We start from the raw sequence: 19,051 nt of genomic DNA, 5'->3' as shown, positions 1-19,051 counted from the left end.
ATCAATCAAGCCCCAGGCGTTTTTTACGCTGCTCGGCCCAACTGCTGATCGCCATGTCAAAGGTCAGCGCCATGAGCGAGACGTTGAGGCCTAAGACAAAATTCTTGCCAAGTTCGGTACCCGCAAGCGTGCGCTGCAATTCCTGGCCCAGATCCTGTGTGCCGATAAAGGCCGCGATGATGACCATGAAAAAAGCGAACATGATGGCCTGGTTGAACCCAACGGCCATTGTCGGCAGGGCCAGCGGGAACTGCACCGAAAACAGCTTTTGTCGCCGGGTCGAGCCGGACATGTCGGCAGCTTCGGTCATCTCGGGCGGAACGCTGCTCAGGCCGATGATCGTATAGCGGATCAGCGGGACGGCGGCGAAGATTAGGATTGAGAAGACAACCGCCACATCGTTGACCCCGAACAGCATGATCGCGGGGATCAGGTAGATGAAGCTGGGAAAGGTCTGTGCCGTGTCACAGGCCAGCAGGATGTTCTTGGACCACCGCGACGACCGCGCGGCGATCACGCCAAGCGGAATACCGATCATCGTGGCCAGCGCCACAGCGGAAATCACGGTGTAAAGCGTGATCACAGAGCGGTCCCACCAACCAGAAAAGGCAACGATGGTGAAAAAGATCGCGGCATAGATGCCGGGTTTGCGGCCACCAACCCAATAGGTAAAGGCAACCACCATCAAGATGAACGCCGGTGTCGGAATGGCCAACAGAGAGTTGCGGAACGGGATCAGAACCTTGACGTTCAGGAACCAGCGCAACCATTCGGTTGTGCCTTTGATCATGTCCCACGCAAGGACCGACTTGATCGCAACGTCGATTTCCTTGCCCTGACTCAGGTGCTGTTTGCGGCCGACCTCGGCCAGGATCGGGAAGATTTGCGAGATCAGGATAAACCCAACAAACAGACCCAACCCAATCAAAGAAATCTGATGGCGTTTCCACCAAGGTGTGCCGCGTTCAAAATGCACGGGCTGTTTGACGACCCAAGCCTTGGACATCCGGTCCAGTGTCACAGCCAGCAGAACAATCGTAACACCAATTTCGAACGACCGGCCCAGTTTGAAGCTGCCCATCATGGCAAGCAGTTTGGCCCCAAGACCAGGCATGCCGATAAAGGCGGTCAGAACAACCATGGCCAGACACAGCATGATCACCTGATTGACCCCGACCAGAATTTCGGTGCGCGCGGCCGGTACATAGACATGGCGCAGCATCTGCCAGCGGGTGCAGCCCGACATCTGCCCAGCCTCGATCACCTCGGGGCTGACTTTTTTCAGGCCCAGTGTGGTCATCAGGATCATCGGCGGGATCGCAAACGTGATGGTTGCAACGGCCCCGGCTGTTGGCCCGACCTTGAAGAAGATCACCGCAGGTAGAAGATAGGTAAAGAAAGGCAGGGTTTGCAGCACCGACAGTATGGGTTTCAACATCCTCTCAAACCCGCGATACTTCCACGCTGCGATGCCCAGTGTCAGACCCAGCAAAAAGGCCAGCGGCGCGGCAACCACGATCACCGACATTGTCTGCATCGCGATTTTCCACTGACCGATCGCGGCGGTCCAGATGAAGGTGCCCGCACCCAAAGCAGCCAACCTCCAACCCCCTACGGCGTAGCCCACCACGCCTGCGACGGCAGCGATTGCGGACCATGGGATCGGGCCCAGATGTGGCCAACGGCGCTTGCCTTCGAGAAGGTTGGCCGACGTATCCAAAAGGAACTCCAACGGGCCTTCGGCGATGAACCCGGTGACATGGATCAGGCCCAAGTCATTTTGGATAAAGCTAAAGATGGCATCCAACGCCAGCGCCGTCGGAGGGATCATCGTTTCGGGAATGCGGTTCAGCCAGTCCGGCAAAATGCCCACAGCCTTGGCCAGGATCAGCGCAAAGGCAGTGGCCAACAAAACGGTCAAAATCCTGCCTCGGGTCCAAGTTTTGGATGAGGTGTCCGGAATGTCAGTGGACAGGGTCGCCATCAGTCGGCCCCGAGCAGAATGTTCAACGCAGCCTCGCGTTCCAGAACACCCATTACGACGCCCTTGTCGTTTGCGACGGGCAGAAGAATGCGATTGTCGTTGACCAGAACGCGCGCCAATTCATGAATCGTGGCGCCACCATCAATCGGGGCCCCTTCCAGCGCATGACCATTGACCGGCGTTGCAAGACCCTTGGCGTGCACAACGCGGGCCTTGTCGACTTCTTCGGTAAACTTAGCCACATATTCGGTGGCCGGGTTCATCACGATCTTGTCGGGCGTGTCACACTGTTCGACTGCGCCATTGCGCATGATCGCAATGCGATCCGCCAGGCGCAGGGCCTCGTCAAAGTCGTGCGTGATGAACACGATGGTTTTGCCCAACATCTCTTGCAGTCGCAGGAATTCGTCCTGCATTTCACGCCGAATGAGCGGATCCAGAGCAGAGAACGGCTCGTCCAGGAACCAGATGTCGGGTTCGATCGCAAGGGACCGCGCGATGCCGACACGCTGTTGCTGACCACCGCTCAATTCACGTGGGAAATACTCTTCGCGGCCTTCCAAACCGACCAGTTTGATCACTTCCAAGGCCCGTTCGCGCCGGTCATGGCGGTCTTGGCCGCGCATCTCCAGCGGAAAGGCCACATTGTCCAGCACGGTGCGATGCGGCAGCAACCCAAAGGACTGGAACACCATGCCCATTTTGTTGCGGCGCAGTTCGATCAGCTCGCGTTCGTTCAGGCCCATGATGTCCTGACCATCGATCTTGATCGTGCCGCCCGTGATGTCGTGCAGGCGCGAAAAGCACCGCACCAGAGTGGACTTGCCAGACCCAGACAGCCCCATGATGACCAGCATCTCGCCACGGGCGACCTCGATCGATACGTCCGCGACCCCGGCAATGTACCCGTCCGCCCGAATGTCGTCGAAACTGCGCCCGGCTGGCATGGATTTCAGGTAGCTTTCCGGCGAAGCACCAAACAGTTTCCAAACGTTTTGGGCCGAGATGACTGGCGGAGTGGCTGACATCAGTTTCTTTCTTTTCAGTTGAGCACGGCCTTGCATCGCAGGGATGGACAAGGCCGCACCAGTTTCATTGTTTAACGCAAGCTTATCAGCTGCAGGCGCTCATCCATGGCTCGACGACACTACGGTTGTTGTCCAGCCACTCGGCTGCCGCATCTTCCGGCTCCAGCTCGTCTGTGTCGACCAGCTTGGCCATTTCGGCGATCTGCGGGTTGGTGAAAGAGATATTGGTCAGGGTGCAGTATGCCGATGGCCACTTGTCTTTCATACCGTCCCAGGCCGCCTTTTTCAGATAGCCCTTGGCCGGGTTTCCACAATCATACAACGCATCCTTGTTCGGGCCTTTGGCAGGATCCTTGTCACAGCCATCTTCCCACGCCGGGAATTCAACAAATTCACCGGGCCAGACCGCTTCGGCAAAGTTCGGTGTCCAGTTGAAGACCAAAACCGGCTTCTTGTCCGCCTCGGCAGCGCCGATTTCAGCCCACAGGGCCGCGGCCGAACCCGCGTTGATCACGGTAAAGTTCAGATCCAGCGCCTCAGCGCGTTCTTTACCGTGCTTGAGCCAGTCAACCGGGCCATCCAGATACCGGCCCTTGTCACCCGTCTCGGCGGTGGCAAACAGATGTGCACAATCATTCAGTGCTTTCCAGTCAGGCAGACCCGGGCAGGATTCCTTGGTCCACATCGGGTACCACCAATCCTCGCGGGTCACTGCGTCATGGTCGCCCGCGTCATGTAGACCACCCTTTTCCAGTGCCGCGCGATAGGACGCGCCAAACGCACCTTCCCAGACTTCCATCTCCAGCGCCACATCGCCCAAACGAACCGATTCATAAACGGCCTGGCTGTCGGTGGTAACATATTCGACGTTGTTGCCCATCTCTTCAAAGATCAGGCCGACAACGTTCGACATAACGATCTGGCTGGACCAGTTGTGAATTGGGATGACGATGGGATCGCTGCTGTCTTCGGCAATCGCTCCGGTTCCCGCTACTGCTGCCATGGTTGCAACAGAAAGTAGGTTTTTCAGTTTCATGGTGGCTCCCTGAGTGTCGTTCATTTTTGATCACGGGACTCTTCCGGCCCCGAATTTGCGCAGTTTGCCTAGATTTGCTGAATACGCAGAACAGAAATTTTAGAGCCTTTGGCCAAAATTTCTTGAGGCAAATCGAATTTTTCGTTAATTTAACAGTGAGTTGCCTGATTAGTTGGCGATTGCTGAGGGCAAATATCTTCGATCACAATTACGACCAGCTCGGGAATCTTCACGTAAATGCCAAAGAAAGCACCAGTCACCGGCAAGGTTCTTCCGCCCCTTGACTATTTTTTGGCTTTTGAAGCTGCTGCCAAAGCGCAGAGTTTTGCGCAGGCCAGCAAGGTCCTGAACATTTCCGAAACGGCCATCAGTCGCAAGGTCCGCTTGCTGGAACAACACTATGATGTGCCCTTGTTTGTCCGCGGGCACAGGTCGGTGTCCCTGACTCAACAAGGGGCCATTTTGTTGGCTACTGTTGAACGGTCACTCGACCTGATGCGGGACGTCAGCCGGGATATGCTGGCCAAGCATCAGGCCAATACGGTGTCCATTTCGGCGACAAATTCGGTTGCGTCGCTTTGGCTGATGCCGCAACTGCGCAGGTTCAACAAATCAAACGGACGTATACGAATTTCACTAGTCTCATCAGACAGCGATGCCGAGTGCCTGTCCGAGGCGATGGACCTGACAATCTTGCGCGGCGACGGGGATTGGCCCGGCTATGACGCAAGGCTCTTGTTCGGCGAAACGATCTTTCCCGTATGCAGCCCCGATTATCTGAAGAGCAATCCAAAGGCGTCAGATCTAGCAACATTGCCCGAGCTGGACTTAATCGAAGTCACCAGCAGTCACGCAGAATGGATGACCTGGCGCACCTGGCTTGATCACAACGACGTCTCGACGTCACTGATGGAACGTGCGGTGGCCTTCAATACGTATCCGTTGTCAGTTCAGGCCGCCGTTGACGGGTTGGGGGTTGCCTTGGGATGGGCCCATCTTGTGGACCCGCTACTTGACAGCGGTGCGCTGGTCAGGCCGATCCCGGACGCTTCTGTGCGAACACAATCGGGCTACTACCTGCTAAAAAGCCCCGCCCATAGGACATTCCCTGAACGTGGTATCGTTGAAGATTGGCTATTGAGCCTGAGTGCGGGGCGCAAACGGTATGCGTAGCTTCGGGTAAGGCTCTGCCTGCCTGGACCAATTGCCTTACAAATCTCAGAGCGAATCCAAGGTTGACCCAAGGGAATATTTATTTACCCTGACGAAAATATGTGATTCCAGCCTTCTTCACGCACGCGAAAAGGTTTGGGCGTTTTTGGCCAATCTTGCAGGGAACCCGAAAGCCAATGAGCTACAAATCCGACATTGAGATCGCCCGCGAGGCGAACAAGAAACCCATTCAGGAGATTGGTGCCAAGCTTGGCATGTCTTCGGATGATCTGCTGCCCTACGGCCACGACAAGGCCAAGGTGAGCCAGGAGTTTATCAACTCGGTTCAGTCCAAGGACGATGGCAAGCTGATCCTGGTGACGGCGATCAACCCGACGCCTGCGGGCGAGGGCAAGACCACCACCACCGTGGGTCTGGGCGATGGTCTGAACCGCATCGGCAAGAACGCGATGATCTGTATCCGCGAGGCCTCGCTTGGTCCGAACTTCGGCATGAAGGGCGGCGCTGCGGGGGTGGTTACGCGCAAGTGGTGCCGATGGAGGAGATGAACCTCCACTTCACCGGCGACTTCCACGCGATCACCAGCGCGCATTCGCTGCTGTCGGCGATGATCGACAACCACATCTACTGGGGCAACGAGCAGGAAATCGACACCCGCCGCGTTGCATGGCGTCGTGTGGTCGACATGAACGACCGGGCTCTGCGCACCATCACCGCGTCTCTGGGCGGCGTCTCCAACGGTTTCCCGCGCGAAGCTGGTTTTGACATCACCGTGGCCTCCGAGGTTATGGCGATCCTCTGCCTGGCGAACGACCTGAAGGACCTGGAAAAGCGTCTGGGCGACATCATCGTGGCCTACCGCCGCGACAAGACCCCGGTCTACTGCCGCGACATCAAGGCCGAAGGTGCAATGACCGTTCTGCTCAAGGACGCGATGCAGCCGAACCTGGTGCAGACGCTGGAAAACAACCCGGCCTTTGTGCACGGCGGTCCGTTTGCCAACATCGCGCACGGCTGTAACTCGGTCATCGCGACCAAGACTGCGCTGAAAGTGGCCGATTATGTGGTGACCGAGGCGGGCTTTGGCGCCGACCTGGGTGCTGAAAAGTTCATGAACATCAAATGCCGCAAGGCAGGCATCGCACCCTCCGCAGTCGTTCTGGTTGCCACCGTGCGCGCCATGAAGATGAACGGCGGCGTGGCCAAGGCTGATCTGGGCGCGGAAAACGTTGACGCGGTGAACAATGGCTGCGCCAACCTGGGCCGCCACATCGAGAACCTCAAATCCTTTGGTGTGCCGGTTGTGGTTGCGATCAACCACTTTGTCACCGACACCGACGCCGAAGTTCAGGCGGTCATGGACTATGCCGCGACGCACGGCGTCGAGGCGGTTCTGTCGCGTCACTGGGAACTGGGTTCGGAAGGGTCCGCTCCGTTGGCCGAAAAGGTCGTGGAAATGGTCGAAAGCGGTACTGCCAACTTTGCGCCGATCTACCCCGATGACATGTCGCTGTTTGACAAAATCGACACCATCGCCAAGCGCATCTACCGCGCCGATGAGGTTCTGGCCGACAACAAGATCCGCAACCAGCTGAAGGAATGGGAAGCTGCCGGATACGGCAACCTGCCGGTCTGCATGGCGAAAACGCAGTATTCCTTCTCGACCGACCCGAGCTTGCGCGGGGCACCTGTGGGCCATTCGGTTCCGGTGCGCGAAGTACGCCTGAGCGCCGGTGCGGGCTTTATCGTGGCCGTCTGCGGCGAGATCATGACCATGCCCGGTCTGCCGCGCAAACCGGCGGCGGAAAGCATCTGCCTCAATGACGCAGGTGAGATCGAGGGCTTGTTCTAAGCTCCAAAATACGGTTTCTGCGGCCCGGTAACCTCCGGGCCGCAGGAGTTCTTAAATGCCCTCTTTGACACCGCCAAGCGATTGCGCATCAATGCAGGCGGAATGCCGAAGCTACATGCGCTTTTGAACTGAATGGATGGTGTGTTTTTTGTTGTGCTCCTGTCGCGAGTACCGCGCCACATGGACATTTCGGATCATCGCCGGGAATTGAAATCCAACACAAATCGCCACGCGAAGGGCTGCCTGGTATCATGTCGGGCCAGATCGCCCAGGAGAGATTGAGAGGGTCATAGCTGACGCATTCTCAACTCATCAGAAACATGACACCAATGACTTGAACCGTTAGGCAGCGAACGCAAGATAGCCGATACCTGCAAAGGCAACGAAACAGCCGAACCATTGACTGGTTATCATACGTTCCTCAAGGACCGCCCATGCAAGGACAACGGTAATCAGGCCAAAAACAGAGGCTGCGACAGAGGCATATTGCGCATTTGGCAACCCACCAGCAGCAATCACGCATAGGATCGCGACGGCATCCAGCACACCCATTACGCACAAAAGCGGAAGGGCTTTGACCGCGGGCAAGATCGATTTGCGAAACGCAAATGCGATCACGGCCAGCATACATATCGTCGTTACACGCCCGATCAGGGATACATTGTATGCGTCACTAAGTTCTGTTCCATACTGCCCTAAGGCAAATGCCGCAGCAAACCCGACGGCGGCCAGTAAGGACAATAAAATGGTTGGGCTCGCCTTAGGGTACGAGGTATCAGCATCGTCTGATTTTGCAGCCGCAAATGTGACCCCGATACCAATTGCGATGACGGCCAACCATTGCCATGGGCTGACGGTTGAACCACGCCAGATCGCAACCGAAATCGATAGTACCGGATAGCTTGCCACCAACGGCGCCACCAAACGGACGGGTCCCCGATGAAAAGCCTCGTACATGCTCAGGCCAGCCAAAAGATAAAACCCGCCGGAAGCAATTGCATAGAAAACGGCACGCCCTGACATCGGGGTAAAGTCGCCCATTGCAACCAACAGTCCAAGTTGCAGGACAGCGCCAACAATCAGCACGGTCATAAGCGAGGCGACGACGCTGACCGACTGACTGATGTATCTGACCGACAGATCATGAATGCCCCAGCACAAGGCGGCCAGAAGCCCCAGCAGCAAAGCGCTCATTGCTGAGCCAGGTGCAATTGTTCGGGTGCGATCAGCATGATGGTTTCCAAAGAATAGGCAGCGCCAAGATGTCACTGTTGATAAACAAATATTCCTGTTATGCAATATTCTAAGCGATGAGACCTCAAGGAATTCACCTATGTCCTCGGCTTTGGATCAACTCGGCGGCGAAGACCAACTGCGCGCATTGGTCGAGCGGTTCTATGATCGAATGGAGTCGGACCCGGCTGTACATTCCCTGCATCGGTTGCATTTTCGGGGCCACGGTTTGAATCACACGCGGCAAGCTCAGTTCGAATTTCTAAGCGGGTTTTTGGGTGGTCGCGCTTATTACCGCGAGCGATTTAGCCATATGGATTTGCGCGAAATTCACGCCCATGTTCCGATCCGCGAAGCAGATGCAGAGCTGTGGTTACAGACCTTTGATGCTGCATTGGTGGATTGCGATATGCACGGTCATGTTGTGGACAAGATGCGCGCAACGCTTCGCCGCGCGGCATTAATGCTGGTCAACGATGTACCAGACTGGCGGGTCGAGGGTGATCAGGGGCAGATCGAACCCTGAGATCTGGCAGGTGTTAAACCTGACGCAGTCGCCTGTAGATTTCAGCCGTCATGTCAAATTGATCCGCAGCAATTTCGTTGCTTTCTCGTATCATTTGATCCGTCGCATCCGCCGAGCCAAGCCAATCCACAGCACATTGATAGTTGGCCGGATCGCCCATCCAGGAATCGATAGTGCCCTTCACAAGCTCTGGATGAAATTGAACGCCCCAGGCGTTTTCAAACACGCGCAGGATTTGAACTGCACAGGTATTTGACCGTGCCAGAACAATCGCACCTAAAGGCAGCTCAACCGCTTCGACACCGTGCCACTGAAGTACTGGAAACTGATACTTTGACGACTGAAAAAGCGGGTCGCGTCGTGCGGGATCAGTCAGCGTAACTGGTAACACGCCAATTTCCGGGGACTTCATCCGGGCACACCGCCCGCCAAGGGCATCCACCAGCAATTGATGGCCTAAGCAAATCCCAAAGTAAGGGCGCTTCAGGTCAAGAACCCACTCCCTGATTGCACGTTTTTCAAGGGCCAGCCAAGGATGAGATTCGGTTTCCCACACATCCATAGGCCCGCCCAAAACCAGCAGGATGTCGAATGCGTCAAGCTTGGGGATGTTCTGCCCGCTATACAGATGCACGATTTGGGCAGTGTCGCCGTGCGATGCGATGTGATCCACAAACGCGCCCGGGGTCTCTCCTGGTGTGTGTTGAAAAATCAGAACATTCATGGGGCAGCAGGTGGAGTTAGGTCAGCAATGAGAGGGCCGCGGATGTACCGCGGCCCAGATGCTCGCGCGCGCCTTCGGTTTAGATGTCGAGCGTGTGTTGCTTTTCCCAACGCGAGAAATGGGACACGAAAGAGTTCCATTCCTGGTTCTTCATCTTGAGATAGGCCGCCGAAAACTCGTCACCCATCATGGACTTAAGCTCGGTGTCCTTGTCGTACTCGCGCATGGCATCCAGCATGTTCAGCGGCAAGCGCGGCGCGTCTTTGACGGTGTGCCCCTCGGCGTACATGTCGATGTCGTGGCGCTTGCCGGGGTCCGCTTTGGAGCGGATGCCAGACAGGCCGACCGCGATGATGACCGCCTGAAGCAGATAGGGGTTTGTTGCCCCATCAGGTAGGCGCAGTTCGAACCGGCCCGGTCCCGGCACACGAACCATGTGTGTGCGGTTGTTGCCCGTCCAGGTCACGGTGTTGGGCGCCCAGGTTGCACCCGACATGGTGCGTGGTGCGTTGATCCGCTTGTAAGAATTCACCGTTGGATTGGTGATCGCGGCCAAGGCGCTTGCGTGTTTCATGATGCCGCCAAGGAAATGTTTGCCCCGCTCGGACAATCCGACCTCGCCAGTCTGGCCTTCGCCTTCGCCCGCAAATACGTTGGTCTTGGCATCCGCACCCGGCGCGTCCCAGACCGAGATATGCGCGTGACACCCGTTGCCGGTCAGCCCCTCGACAGGTTTGGGCATAAAGGTGGCGCGCAGCCCGTGCTTTTCAGCAACCGACTTGGTCATGAACTTGAAGAACGAATGTTTGTCGGCGGTGCGCAGAACGTCGTCGAACTCCCAGTTCATTTCGAACTGGCCGTTCGCGTCTTCGTGGTCATTCTGGTACGGACCCCAACCCAGTTCCAACATGTAATCGCAAATCTCGCGCACCACGTCGTAGCGGCGCATGACTGCCTGCTGATCGTAGCAGGGCTTTTCCGCCGTATCGAACGGATCAGAGATTTGCTCTCCATCCGGCGTCAGCAAAAAGAACTCAGCCTCGATGCCGGTTTTGACGTGCATGCCTTCGGCGGCGGCCTCGTCAATCAGGCGGCGCAGCACATTGCGGGGGGCTTGGGCGACGTCTTCGCCCTCCATCACGCAGTTGCCCGCGACCCAGGCGACCTCGGGTTTCCATGGCAATTGAATCACTGATGATGGATCCGGCACTGCCAGCATGTCCGGGTGCGCTGGCGTCATGTCCAGATAAGTGGCGAACCCGGCAAAGCCTGCGCCCTCTTCTTGCATGTCCGCAATGGCCTGCGCCGGGACCAGCTTGGCCCGCTGCCCACCGAACAGGTCGGTGAACGAAATCATGAAGTATTTGACGCCGTTTTTGGCTGCGAAAGCTGCGAGATCTGTCGTCACGATTGCTTTCCTTTCCCTGTTGTTTTTTGGTTATCAAAGTAAAAACGCGGCCCCCTTTCGGGAGCCGCGCTGCATCGGTTCAGAAGCCTTCTTTGCCGGGGTACCAGCTGGTTCCAGCCAGCGGCACCCGGGCCATTGCAGCGGCCTCCATTGTCAAGGCACACAGATCCTCGGGTTCGAGGTTGTGCAGATGATTGTGTCCGCAAGCGCGCGCAATGGTCTGCGCCTCAAGCGTCATCACCTTCAGATAGTTGCGCAGGCGACGCCCCGCCTCGACTGGGTTCAGGCGCGATGCCAGTTCCGGGTCCTGCGTGGTGATGCCTGCGGGGTCTTGCCCCTCGTGCCAGTCATCATAAGCGCCGGTGGTTGTACCCAGTTTCTGATATTCGGCTTCCCACTTGGGATCATTGTCACCCAAAGCCACTAGCGCAGCGGTCCCGATGGCGACTGCATCGGCACCAAGCGCCAGCGCCTTGGCCACATCCGCGCCGGTGCGAATGCCGCCCGAGATGACCAGTTGCACTTCGCGGTGCACACCCAGATCCTGCAACGCCTGAACAGCGGGTCGGATACAGGCCAATGTCGGAATTCCGACATGTTCAATGAACACATCCTGCGTGGCAGCAGTGCCACCCTGCATCCCGTCCATAACCACAACATCAGCCCCGGCTTTCACGGCCAGCGCGGTGTCGTAGTAGGGGCGGGTGGCACCGACCTTGACGTAGATCGGCACCTGCCAGTCGGTGATTTCGCGTAGCTCAAGGATCTTGATCTCCAGATCGTCGGGTCCGGTCCAATCCGGATGACGACAGGCCGAGCGTTGGTCGATCCCTTTGGGCAGCGTGCGCATATCAGCCACACGATCGCTGATCTTTTGACCCAACAACATGCCACCACCGCCGGGTTTTGCACCCTGACCGACAACGATCTCGATTGCATCAGCCTTGCGGAGGTCGTTGGGGTTCATACCGTAGCGCGAGGGTAGGTACTGATAGACCAGCTTGTTGGAATGGCCGCGCTCTTCCGGGGTCATGCCGCCGTCACCTGTAGTGGTCGAGGTGCCCGCGGCCGAGGCGCCGCGGCCAAGGGCCTCTTTCGCCGGACCGGACAGCGCGCCAAAGCTCATGCCTGCAATCGTGACCGGGATGTCCAGCTGGATCGGCTTTTTGGCAAAACGCGTGCCCAAAGTGACCGAGGTGTCGCAGCGTTCGCGGTACCCTTCGAGCGGATAGCGGCTGACGCTTGCGCCCAGAAACAGCAGATCGTCGAAATGAGGCACCTTGCGTTTGGCACCGCCACCGCGAATATCGTAAATGCCGGTAGCCGCCGCACGGCGGATTTCGGCATTGATCGGGTTGGTGAATGTCGCCGACTGGATCGGCAGGGTGCGGGGGATCTGATCGTCCATATCTTTCATACCCTTTGTCCTTAGTACGCTGCAGCGTTGTCGACGTCGAAGTTATAAAGCTGCCGGGCCGAGCCATAGCGTTTGAACTCTTCCGGTTTTGCGTCTGCCCCGGCCCGCTCAAGCAGGTCAGCCAGAATTTCCAGATGCTCGGGGCGCATTTCCTTTTCGACGCAATCCGCGCCAAGGCTTTTAACTGATCCGCGCACGAACAAGCGCGCCTCGTACAGGCTGTCGCCAAGCGCATCGCCCGCGTCGCCACACACCACAAGGTTCCCGGCCTGCGCCATAAAGGCGGACATGTGGCCAATGTTGCCATGCACCACGATGTCGATCCCTTTCATCGAGATCCCGCAGCGCGAACTGGCATTGCCTTTGATGACCAGCAACCCACCATGACCGGTGGCTCCGGCATATTGACTGGCATCGCCATCAATGATGACCGTCCCCGACATCATGTTTTCCGCCACACCCGGCCCAACGGACCCGATGACATGCACAGTCGCCTGTTGGTTCATTCCGGCGCAGTAATAGCCGGTAGAACCCCTAACGGTGACCTCAATCGGCGCGTCCAGCCCCACGGCAATTGCATGGCTGCCCTTGGGGTTCACAATCTCCCAGCTGGTCTGGTTGGTTTCACCACTTTGGGTCTGAAGGATCGAATTCATGCCGCGCAGGCCGTCCGCTTCTAGATCATAGGTCTGCATATCAGGCGGCTTTCTGACTAGGGGTGGTGCTGTCGTTGTGGGTCCAGAAATAGACTGTCGCAGGTTCGGGCTCCCACACGCGGGCGTCTTCGATACCCGGCAGGTTCACCAACGCGCGATATTCGCTGCCAAAGGCCACGTATTGATCGGTTTCGGCCATCACAGCGGGTTTGCAGGCAATCGGGTCGCGAACAACGCCAAAGCCATCTTTGGTGCCGACAACAAAGGTGAAAAACCCGTCCAGATCTTCCAGGCTGCTTTCCAGCGCCTCACCCAGAGAGGCCCCGTTCATCATCTTCCACGTCAGGTAAGCGGCGCCAACTTCGGTGTCGTTCTCGGTCTGAATGACCACCCCTTCGCGGCGCAGCTTGCGGCGCAGCGAATTGTGGTTCGACAAAGAGCCGTTGTGGACCAGGCACTGATCCGATCCCGTGTTGAACGGGTGCGCTCCCATCGTGGTAACAGCGGATTCCGTTGCCATGCGCGTGTGGCCAATCCCATGGGTGCCGGTCATACCGCTGAGGTTAAAGCGCTCTGCCACGTCTTTGGGCAGACCCACCTCTTTGTAGATCTCCAGGGTATCACCCCGACTCATGATGCGCACATCGGGACGGATTTCGGCAAGCGCTGCGCGCGCGGCTTCGAATTGACCCGCCGGAATTTCCAACACGGTATGTGTGCTGATGTCGTTTTGCGTGACCGTCGCACCCAGGCTTTTGCCAAGATCTTCAGCCAGATTGGCAAAATCGGTTTCAGCGTTTGGCGATTGTACCGTGATCTTGGTTTTGTCCTGCGCCCCATCGCCATAAATGGCAATGCCAGCACTGTCAGGGCCGCGATCGGTCATGGTGATCAGCATGTCTGTCAGCATATTGCCCAATTCGGGCGCAAGAGACTGATCTTTGAGGAATAATCCAACAATTCCGCACATGGCTGGCAGATCTCCTTGTGAGTTTCATTATGATTCTAAGGTACCAGCAAACATTTGGGACATCAATAATCATAGGAAAGTTATTTTCCTGACATGCAATGGGCGAGAGGCAACGCCCCCCGCCCATTATGATCTTTCAAAGCACGATCAATATCGTTCGAGCTGTGCCTTGACCTTCTCTTCGTCCCCGGTGTGGCGCGCCTTTTCCAGATGCTCGCGTTCGCGCACGAATTGAATGCGATGCCAGCCAATCCAGAAGGCAACGCCGATGATGACCATCAGAACTTCGGATCCCTGAAAGGGATAGATTGCTCCGACATCGGCCATATCGACAGCCCAGTTTGAATATCCGTTCGTAGACATATCTGTTCTCCCTTATTTTGCAGCTACGCCGCGGTTGGCCAGTTCTTCCTTGTCAGCCGCGATGATCGCGGCTTTGGCGTCCTCGTAAGCGTGGTGCTCGGCGTAATCGAGGCCCTGCAATTCGACCTCTTCCGGGATCCGCAGAACCCCAGCAGCAGCCTGCATCTTGGCCACGGCCCAGCCTGGTACGAAACCAAGGACAAAGAACATGATGACGGCACCGATGAACTGACCGACGGGGTTGATCGCAGCGTACCCTTCATATGGCGACGAAGGGACACCCCAGAGAACAAAGCCCGAGATCACAAGGCCGACGAAACCAGCATAGCCATGCACGGCAACCGCGCCGACCGCATCGTCCAGCTTAAACTTGCGCTCCATCCAGTAGTGCAGCTTGTACACGATCACGACACCAACAGCGCCGATGATCATGGCCTGAATCGGGTGATACAGATCGTTGCCTGCAGATGCGGTGATGATACCGGCAAGACCGCCCGAGAAGGTCCAGAACGCGTCACCCTTGGAGATCACATAGGCTGCCATCAACCCGCCCGAAAGTGACATCAGGAAGTTGAATGTGATGCCCGAAAGCGTGGTCGGTGCCAGATAGATGTTGGTTGCGGTCCAGGTTACGCCCGTGATCTGACCATCAATCCCTTCGGGTGAGATAACCGGAACATTACATGCGGCGTAGAAGCCCCAGAAACCGGTGTAGATCAGGAAGATACCGATCGTCAGCAGCCATGGGTTGTGCGGTGGAATGTCCCGAGGTGTGCCGTCCTTGGCAAATTTGCCCAGACGCGGACCCAGAACCATGATCACTCCCAGTGCGTATCCACCTGCAATCGCGTGAATAACACCGGATGCATAAGCATCGTGATAGCCAAGCTCGCGCACCATCCAGCCGCCATAATGCCAGCCCCAGGCCGCATCAATGATCCACCAGACCGACCCAATGAGAACGGCATGTACCCAAAGTGCCGAAGACCGAATACGCTCGATCACGGAACCGGACACGATCGAGGCAGCCGTCCAGGAAAACAGCAGGAACGCAGCCCAGAACACGCCCGTGATTCTGTCGCCCGCGTTGGGGCCCATTGTGTCCGCCCATGGCAGGTTTGCAGCGCCCGCTTCGGTGTCCAGCCCACCCCAGAACGGGAAGTTCGGGAACGCCCAATAAATCCACCAGCCGAAGAAGAAGAATGTGACCGTGACCAGAGGAATGATCATGATGTTTTTCATCAATGTGTGCATGTGGTTTCGGGCCCGGCTTGCCCCAACCTCGTACATGCAAAATCCCACGTGGATAAGGAACATGAAGACGACCGTCACCCAGTAGTAGAACTCGGTAAACACGGTCGTGAGCGCGTTTAAGTTGCCATCCATATTGTTGTCTCCCCGTTTGTTTCATTGGGAAAAGGCGATCAGCCTATTTTCCTGTAAGGAAAGGTTATCCACTCGCAGGGGTATAGCAACCGCCCCTTGTCAACAAATATTAGAGGCAAGATGCCGTGCTCTTGAGTTCCATTTTTAGCTGTAAACGGAACATCTAAGAAGCAATTCTCTGAAAGATAACAATTTTGCCCGCATAGCAGTGGACTTTTTAGCCTGCATTTTTTTGAGCCTAATATTCCCACAGGGAAAGTTATCTGCATCACGATATTGATTTCCAGAACAACATCGGCCTCACTATCGGCAACAAAAATGATCAACGGGAGAGCTGAACCATGGCCATTCTATGGAGGACGTCTGCGCTTGCGCATCGCCACGCCGAGATCGGTGGCGAGTTGGAGGATTGGAACGGAATGGGGACCGCGTGGTTCTATGACCACTCGCCAGAACGGGCCAAAGCCGATTACGAGGCGATCCGCACCAAAGCAGGTTTGATGGATGTGTCCGGCCTGAAAAAGGTCCATGTCGTTGGCGAAGACGCGGCATATGTGATTGACCGCGTCACCACCCGCAACGTTGAAAAGATCATGCCAGGGCGGTCGACCTATGCCTCGATCCTGAACTCCGAGGGCAAGTTTGTTGACGACTGCATCATCTATCGTCTGTCGGTGAACACCTGGCTTGTCGTGCACGGCACCGGCACCGGGATGGAACAGCTGACCTCTGTGGCTGCGGGTAAGAATTGCTCGGTCATTTTTGACGACGACATGCATGACATGTCGCTACAAGGCCCGGTGGCCGTTGAATTCCTGGCCAACCATGTGCCCGGCATTCGCGATCTGGCCTATTTCGGGATCATGCAGACCAAGCTTTTTGGTTGCCCCGTGATGATTTCGCGAACCGGCTACACGGGTGAACGCGGGTACGAGATTTTCTGCCAGGCCAAGCATGCAGTGCTCCTGTGGGACAGCATCCTGTCCGAAGGCAAGGATATGGGCATCGTCCCGGTCCAGTTCTCGACCCTCGATCTGCTGCGGACCGAAAGCTATCTGCTGTTCTATCCCGGCGACAATTCGGAAACCTATCCATTTGACGGCGAAACCTGCGGCGACACCCTGTGGGAGCTGGGTCTGGAGTTCACCGTCTCTCCCGGTAAAACCGGCTTTATCGGTGCGGAAAACCACTATGCCGCGCAAGGCAAAGAGCGGTTCAAGATCTATGGCGTACTGCTTGAGGGAACAACACCAGCAGACGAAGGTGCCGATCTTCTGCAAAACGGCGAAAAGGTCGGCGTTGTCACCTTTGGCATGTTTTCCGAGGTCAACGGCCACAATGTGGGCATCGCCCGTATGCCGGTTTCCTGCGCCTCGCCCGGTACCAGCCTAACGGTCAGAAATGGAGACGGCACCGAGATTGCAGCAACGGCGCAAGAAATGCCGTTCTACGACAAGGACAAGTCGATCCGTACCGCCAAGGGCTGATCTTTCAAGGGCGCGACGGACTTTCCGTGGCGCCCTTTTCCTATTTGAGGGCACAATGTCAAAGTTCGAATTTCCCAAGTCAATCGCAAGCCGCCCGGTCTGGGGCAAGCTAGAGGTTCGCCCGGGCGAACATCATCTCATGATCGCTGAGGCCGAAGGCGCCGAAGCCGTTCTCGACATCGCGGCACGCGACCTGATGTCCAAGACCCACCTGATCTACATTCCCAAAGGAACGGACTATTCCGAAAGACTGCAGGCGCTGAACCCCGCGCAATTCTACGAAGGTCCCTCCTATGAGGCCGCGCTGCAGCGTATTCGCCGTGTGCTGGAAGACGCGCATATGGGATTGCAGGTCTATCTAACCGGCTCTGAGGGCATGATGGGTCAGGCCATGAACGAAGTGATGACCGTTGGCCTGCCGCACACCGCAATCCAAACCGAACATCGCGGATCGGTCGCGCGTCGCATGCAATGCGTGCATTGCAAAGGCATCACGGAAGATGTTGAGGTTGACCCGTTTGTCTGCGCGCACTGCGGGCTGAACCTGTTTGTGCGCGACCACTATTCCCGCCGTCTTGCCGCCTATCAGGGTGTCCGCGTGGATGCCGAAGATCATGGCAACGTGCCCAAGCCGAAGGGGATTTACGAATGAGTGGCGCCGAGAAAATCCAGGCCAAGGTGACCGAAATCACCCCCTTGAACGAGTTGGTGACGCGGTTCCGGTTCGAACGCATCGACGGAGGCCAGTTGCCGACCTTTTCGGGTGGGGCCCATACCGTTGTTGAAATGCAGGATGGTGGCATCACGCGGCTCAACCCATACTCGCTGATGTCGGACCCGTTTGATCAGTCATCCTACACCATTTCGGTTCGACGCGATGATCAGGGCAGGGGTGGTTCGCTGTTCATGCACCGCCAGGTCAAGCTGGGCGACGAGATGACCATCAGCTATCCGGTCAACTTGTTTTCACTGGACCTTCGGGCCCGCAAGCACCTGTTCTTGGCCGGTGGCATCGGGATCACCCCGTTTCTGGCGCAGATCAAACAACTTGAACTGCTACATGGGCATTGGGAACTGCATTATGCCTGCCGCAATCACGCGCTGGCGTCTTATGCGGACCAACTGACCGACCGGCACCCAAACGAAACGCATCTGTATTACGACGATCAGGAACAGGCGATTGATCTGAAAAACCTGCTCAGCGGGCAGCCTTTGGGCACGCATGTCTATGTCTGCGGCCCCAAGGGCATGATCGACTGGGTACGCAATACGGCGGCTGCCGAGGGCTGGCCCGAAGATTGTGTGCACTACGAAGAATTCCTTGCACCCCAACCCGGCAAACCGTTCGAAGTGCGGCTGGCCAAGTCAGAAAAGATCATTCATGTGGGCGAAAACGAAAGCCTGCTTGAGGCCATCGAACGCGAAGGTGTCGATGCGCCGTATCTGTGCCGTGGCGGGGCTTGCGGACAATGCGAAACCGTAGTGCTGGATCACGATGGCAACTTTGTGCACCGCGATCACTGGCTAACGGATGAAGAAAAAGCTGCAGGCAAGAAGATCATGCCCTGCGTATCGCGTTTCGAGGGCAAGGCCCTCGTGCTGGACCGCTGAAGGGGGACCGACATGACCATTCAATTCAACGATGAATCCTTTCGCGACGACTATACGTTCCACAACTCGGAGTGGGCGATCAAACGCTTTCCGTTCCCGTTTCACGAAGACAGCTATATGTATTCGGTCAACATGGAACAGCATAAGGGCGGGCCCGAAGGGTCGGTTTACGAGATGCGGTTTGATGTCGACGAACA

At 56.9% G+C, this 19,051-nt stretch carries 16 protein-coding genes and 2 pseudogenes; 7 read left to right on the top strand and 11 right to left on the bottom strand.

Annotated elements, in window-relative coordinates:
- Position 1: 1 nt before the first annotated feature.
- The 3 genes from ACZ1HE_RS22035 to ACZ1HE_RS22025 all read right to left on the bottom strand — a co-directional run bounded on the left by ACZ1HE_RS22035 (position 2) and on the right by ACZ1HE_RS22025 (position 4,048).
- Positions 2-1,984: an ABC transporter permease gene (locus ACZ1HE_RS22035; RefSeq protein WP_472624657.1), complete on the bottom strand. Its 1,983-nt coding sequence runs from the start codon at positions 1,982-1,984 to the stop codon at positions 2-4.
- Positions 1,984-3,012, bottom strand: a complete 1,029-nt coding sequence (locus ACZ1HE_RS22030; protein WP_472624655.1) for a quaternary amine ABC transporter ATP-binding protein — start codon at positions 3,010-3,012, stop codon at positions 1,984-1,986. Before ACZ1HE_RS22030 ends, ACZ1HE_RS22035 begins: the two co-directional genes overlap by 1 nt.
- Before the next feature lie 85 nt (positions 3,013-3,097).
- Positions 3,098-4,048, bottom strand: coding sequence for an ABC transporter substrate-binding protein (locus ACZ1HE_RS22025; protein WP_472624653.1), 951 nt, complete (start codon positions 4,046-4,048; stop codon positions 3,098-3,100).
- A gap of 237 nt (positions 4,049-4,285) precedes the next feature.
- On the opposite strand from ACZ1HE_RS22025, the gene ACZ1HE_RS22020 reads away from it, so the two are divergent.
- Together ACZ1HE_RS22020 and ACZ1HE_RS22015 are read left to right on the top strand one after the other, a co-directional pair.
- Positions 4,286-5,221 carry a LysR substrate-binding domain-containing protein gene (locus ACZ1HE_RS22020; protein WP_472624651.1) on the top strand — a complete coding sequence of 312 codons (936 nt, stop codon included), beginning with the start codon at positions 4,286-4,288 and terminating at the stop codon, positions 5,219-5,221.
- 176 nt (positions 5,222-5,397) lie between these two features.
- Positions 5,398-7,073, top strand: a pseudogene (locus ACZ1HE_RS22015) (formate--tetrahydrofolate ligase).
- Positions 7,074-7,415: 342 nt separating this feature from the next.
- Here ACZ1HE_RS22015 and ACZ1HE_RS22010 read toward each other — a convergent pair.
- Positions 7,416-8,267 carry an EamA family transporter gene (locus ACZ1HE_RS22010; RefSeq protein WP_472624649.1) on the bottom strand — a complete coding sequence of 284 codons (852 nt, stop codon included), beginning with the start codon at positions 8,265-8,267 and terminating at the stop codon, positions 7,416-7,418.
- Between the two features lie 139 nt (positions 8,268-8,406).
- Between ACZ1HE_RS22010 and ACZ1HE_RS22005 the strand changes: the two genes are divergently transcribed.
- On the top strand, positions 8,407-8,832 hold the full coding sequence (locus ACZ1HE_RS22005) for a globin domain-containing protein (RefSeq protein WP_472624647.1): 426 nt from the start codon (positions 8,407-8,409) through the stop codon (positions 8,830-8,832).
- A gap of 13 nt (positions 8,833-8,845) precedes the next feature.
- On the opposite strand, the gene ACZ1HE_RS22000 is transcribed toward ACZ1HE_RS22005, so the two are convergent.
- The 7 genes from ACZ1HE_RS22000 to ACZ1HE_RS21970 all read right to left on the bottom strand — a co-directional run bounded on the left by ACZ1HE_RS22000 (position 8,846) and on the right by ACZ1HE_RS21970 (position 15,756).
- A complete protein-coding gene (locus tag ACZ1HE_RS22000) occupies positions 8,846-9,556 on the bottom strand; it encodes a type 1 glutamine amidotransferase (RefSeq protein ID WP_472624645.1) in 711 nt (236 codons plus the stop codon).
- Positions 9,557-9,635: 79 nt separating this feature from the next.
- On the bottom strand, positions 9,636-10,964 hold the full coding sequence (gene glnT / locus ACZ1HE_RS21995) for a type III glutamate--ammonia ligase (protein ID WP_472624643.1): 1,329 nt from the start codon (positions 10,962-10,964) through the stop codon (positions 9,636-9,638).
- Between the two features lie 79 nt (positions 10,965-11,043).
- The gene (locus ACZ1HE_RS21990) at positions 11,044-12,372 is read right to left on the bottom strand and encodes an FMN-binding glutamate synthase family protein (RefSeq protein WP_472625064.1); all 1,329 of its coding nucleotides are present in this window, start codon (positions 12,370-12,372) and stop codon (positions 11,044-11,046) included.
- 20 nt (positions 12,373-12,392) lie between these two features.
- Positions 12,393-13,076 (bottom strand): protein GlxC, encoded by a 684-nt coding sequence (locus tag ACZ1HE_RS21985; RefSeq protein ID WP_472624641.1) that lies wholly within the window; start codon positions 13,074-13,076, stop codon positions 12,393-12,395.
- A gap of 1 nt (position 13,077) precedes the next feature.
- Complete coding sequence (locus ACZ1HE_RS21980; RefSeq protein ID WP_472624639.1) at positions 13,078-14,007, bottom strand: class II glutamine amidotransferase; 930 nt, start codon at positions 14,005-14,007, stop codon at positions 13,078-13,080.
- Between the two features lie 147 nt (positions 14,008-14,154).
- Positions 14,155-14,370, bottom strand: a complete 216-nt coding sequence (locus tag ACZ1HE_RS21975) for a hypothetical protein (RefSeq protein WP_472624637.1) — start codon at positions 14,368-14,370, stop codon at positions 14,155-14,157.
- 12 nt (positions 14,371-14,382) lie between these two features.
- On the bottom strand, positions 14,383-15,756 hold the full coding sequence (locus tag ACZ1HE_RS21970) for an ammonium transporter (RefSeq protein WP_472624635.1): 1,374 nt from the start codon (positions 15,754-15,756) through the stop codon (positions 14,383-14,385).
- A 341-nt stretch (positions 15,757-16,097) separates the two neighbouring features.
- On the opposite strand from ACZ1HE_RS21970, the gene ACZ1HE_RS21965 reads away from it, so the two are divergent.
- From ACZ1HE_RS21965 to ACZ1HE_RS21950, 4 genes and pseudogenes are all read left to right on the top strand, one after another.
- Positions 16,098-17,243, top strand: coding sequence for an aminomethyl transferase family protein (locus ACZ1HE_RS21965; protein WP_472624633.1), 1,146 nt, complete (start codon positions 16,098-16,100; stop codon positions 17,241-17,243).
- Between the two features lie 55 nt (positions 17,244-17,298).
- Positions 17,299-17,895, top strand: coding sequence for a dimethylamine monooxygenase subunit DmmA family protein (locus tag ACZ1HE_RS21960; protein ID WP_472624631.1), 597 nt, complete (start codon positions 17,299-17,301; stop codon positions 17,893-17,895).
- Entirely contained in the window at positions 17,892-18,854 is a 963-nt protein-coding gene (locus ACZ1HE_RS21955) for a PDR/VanB family oxidoreductase (RefSeq protein ID WP_472624629.1), read from the top strand. Before ACZ1HE_RS21960 ends, ACZ1HE_RS21955 begins: the two co-directional genes overlap by 4 nt.
- A 12-nt stretch (positions 18,855-18,866) precedes the next feature.
- Positions 18,867-19,051, top strand: a pseudogene (locus ACZ1HE_RS21950) (hypothetical protein); the annotation flags it as partial.

The organism is Falsiruegeria sp. JB4-1 (assembly GCF_055693495.1).
The sequence above is the reverse complement of the archived record's forward strand: the minus strand, read 5'-3'. Positions and strand labels throughout refer to the sequence as shown.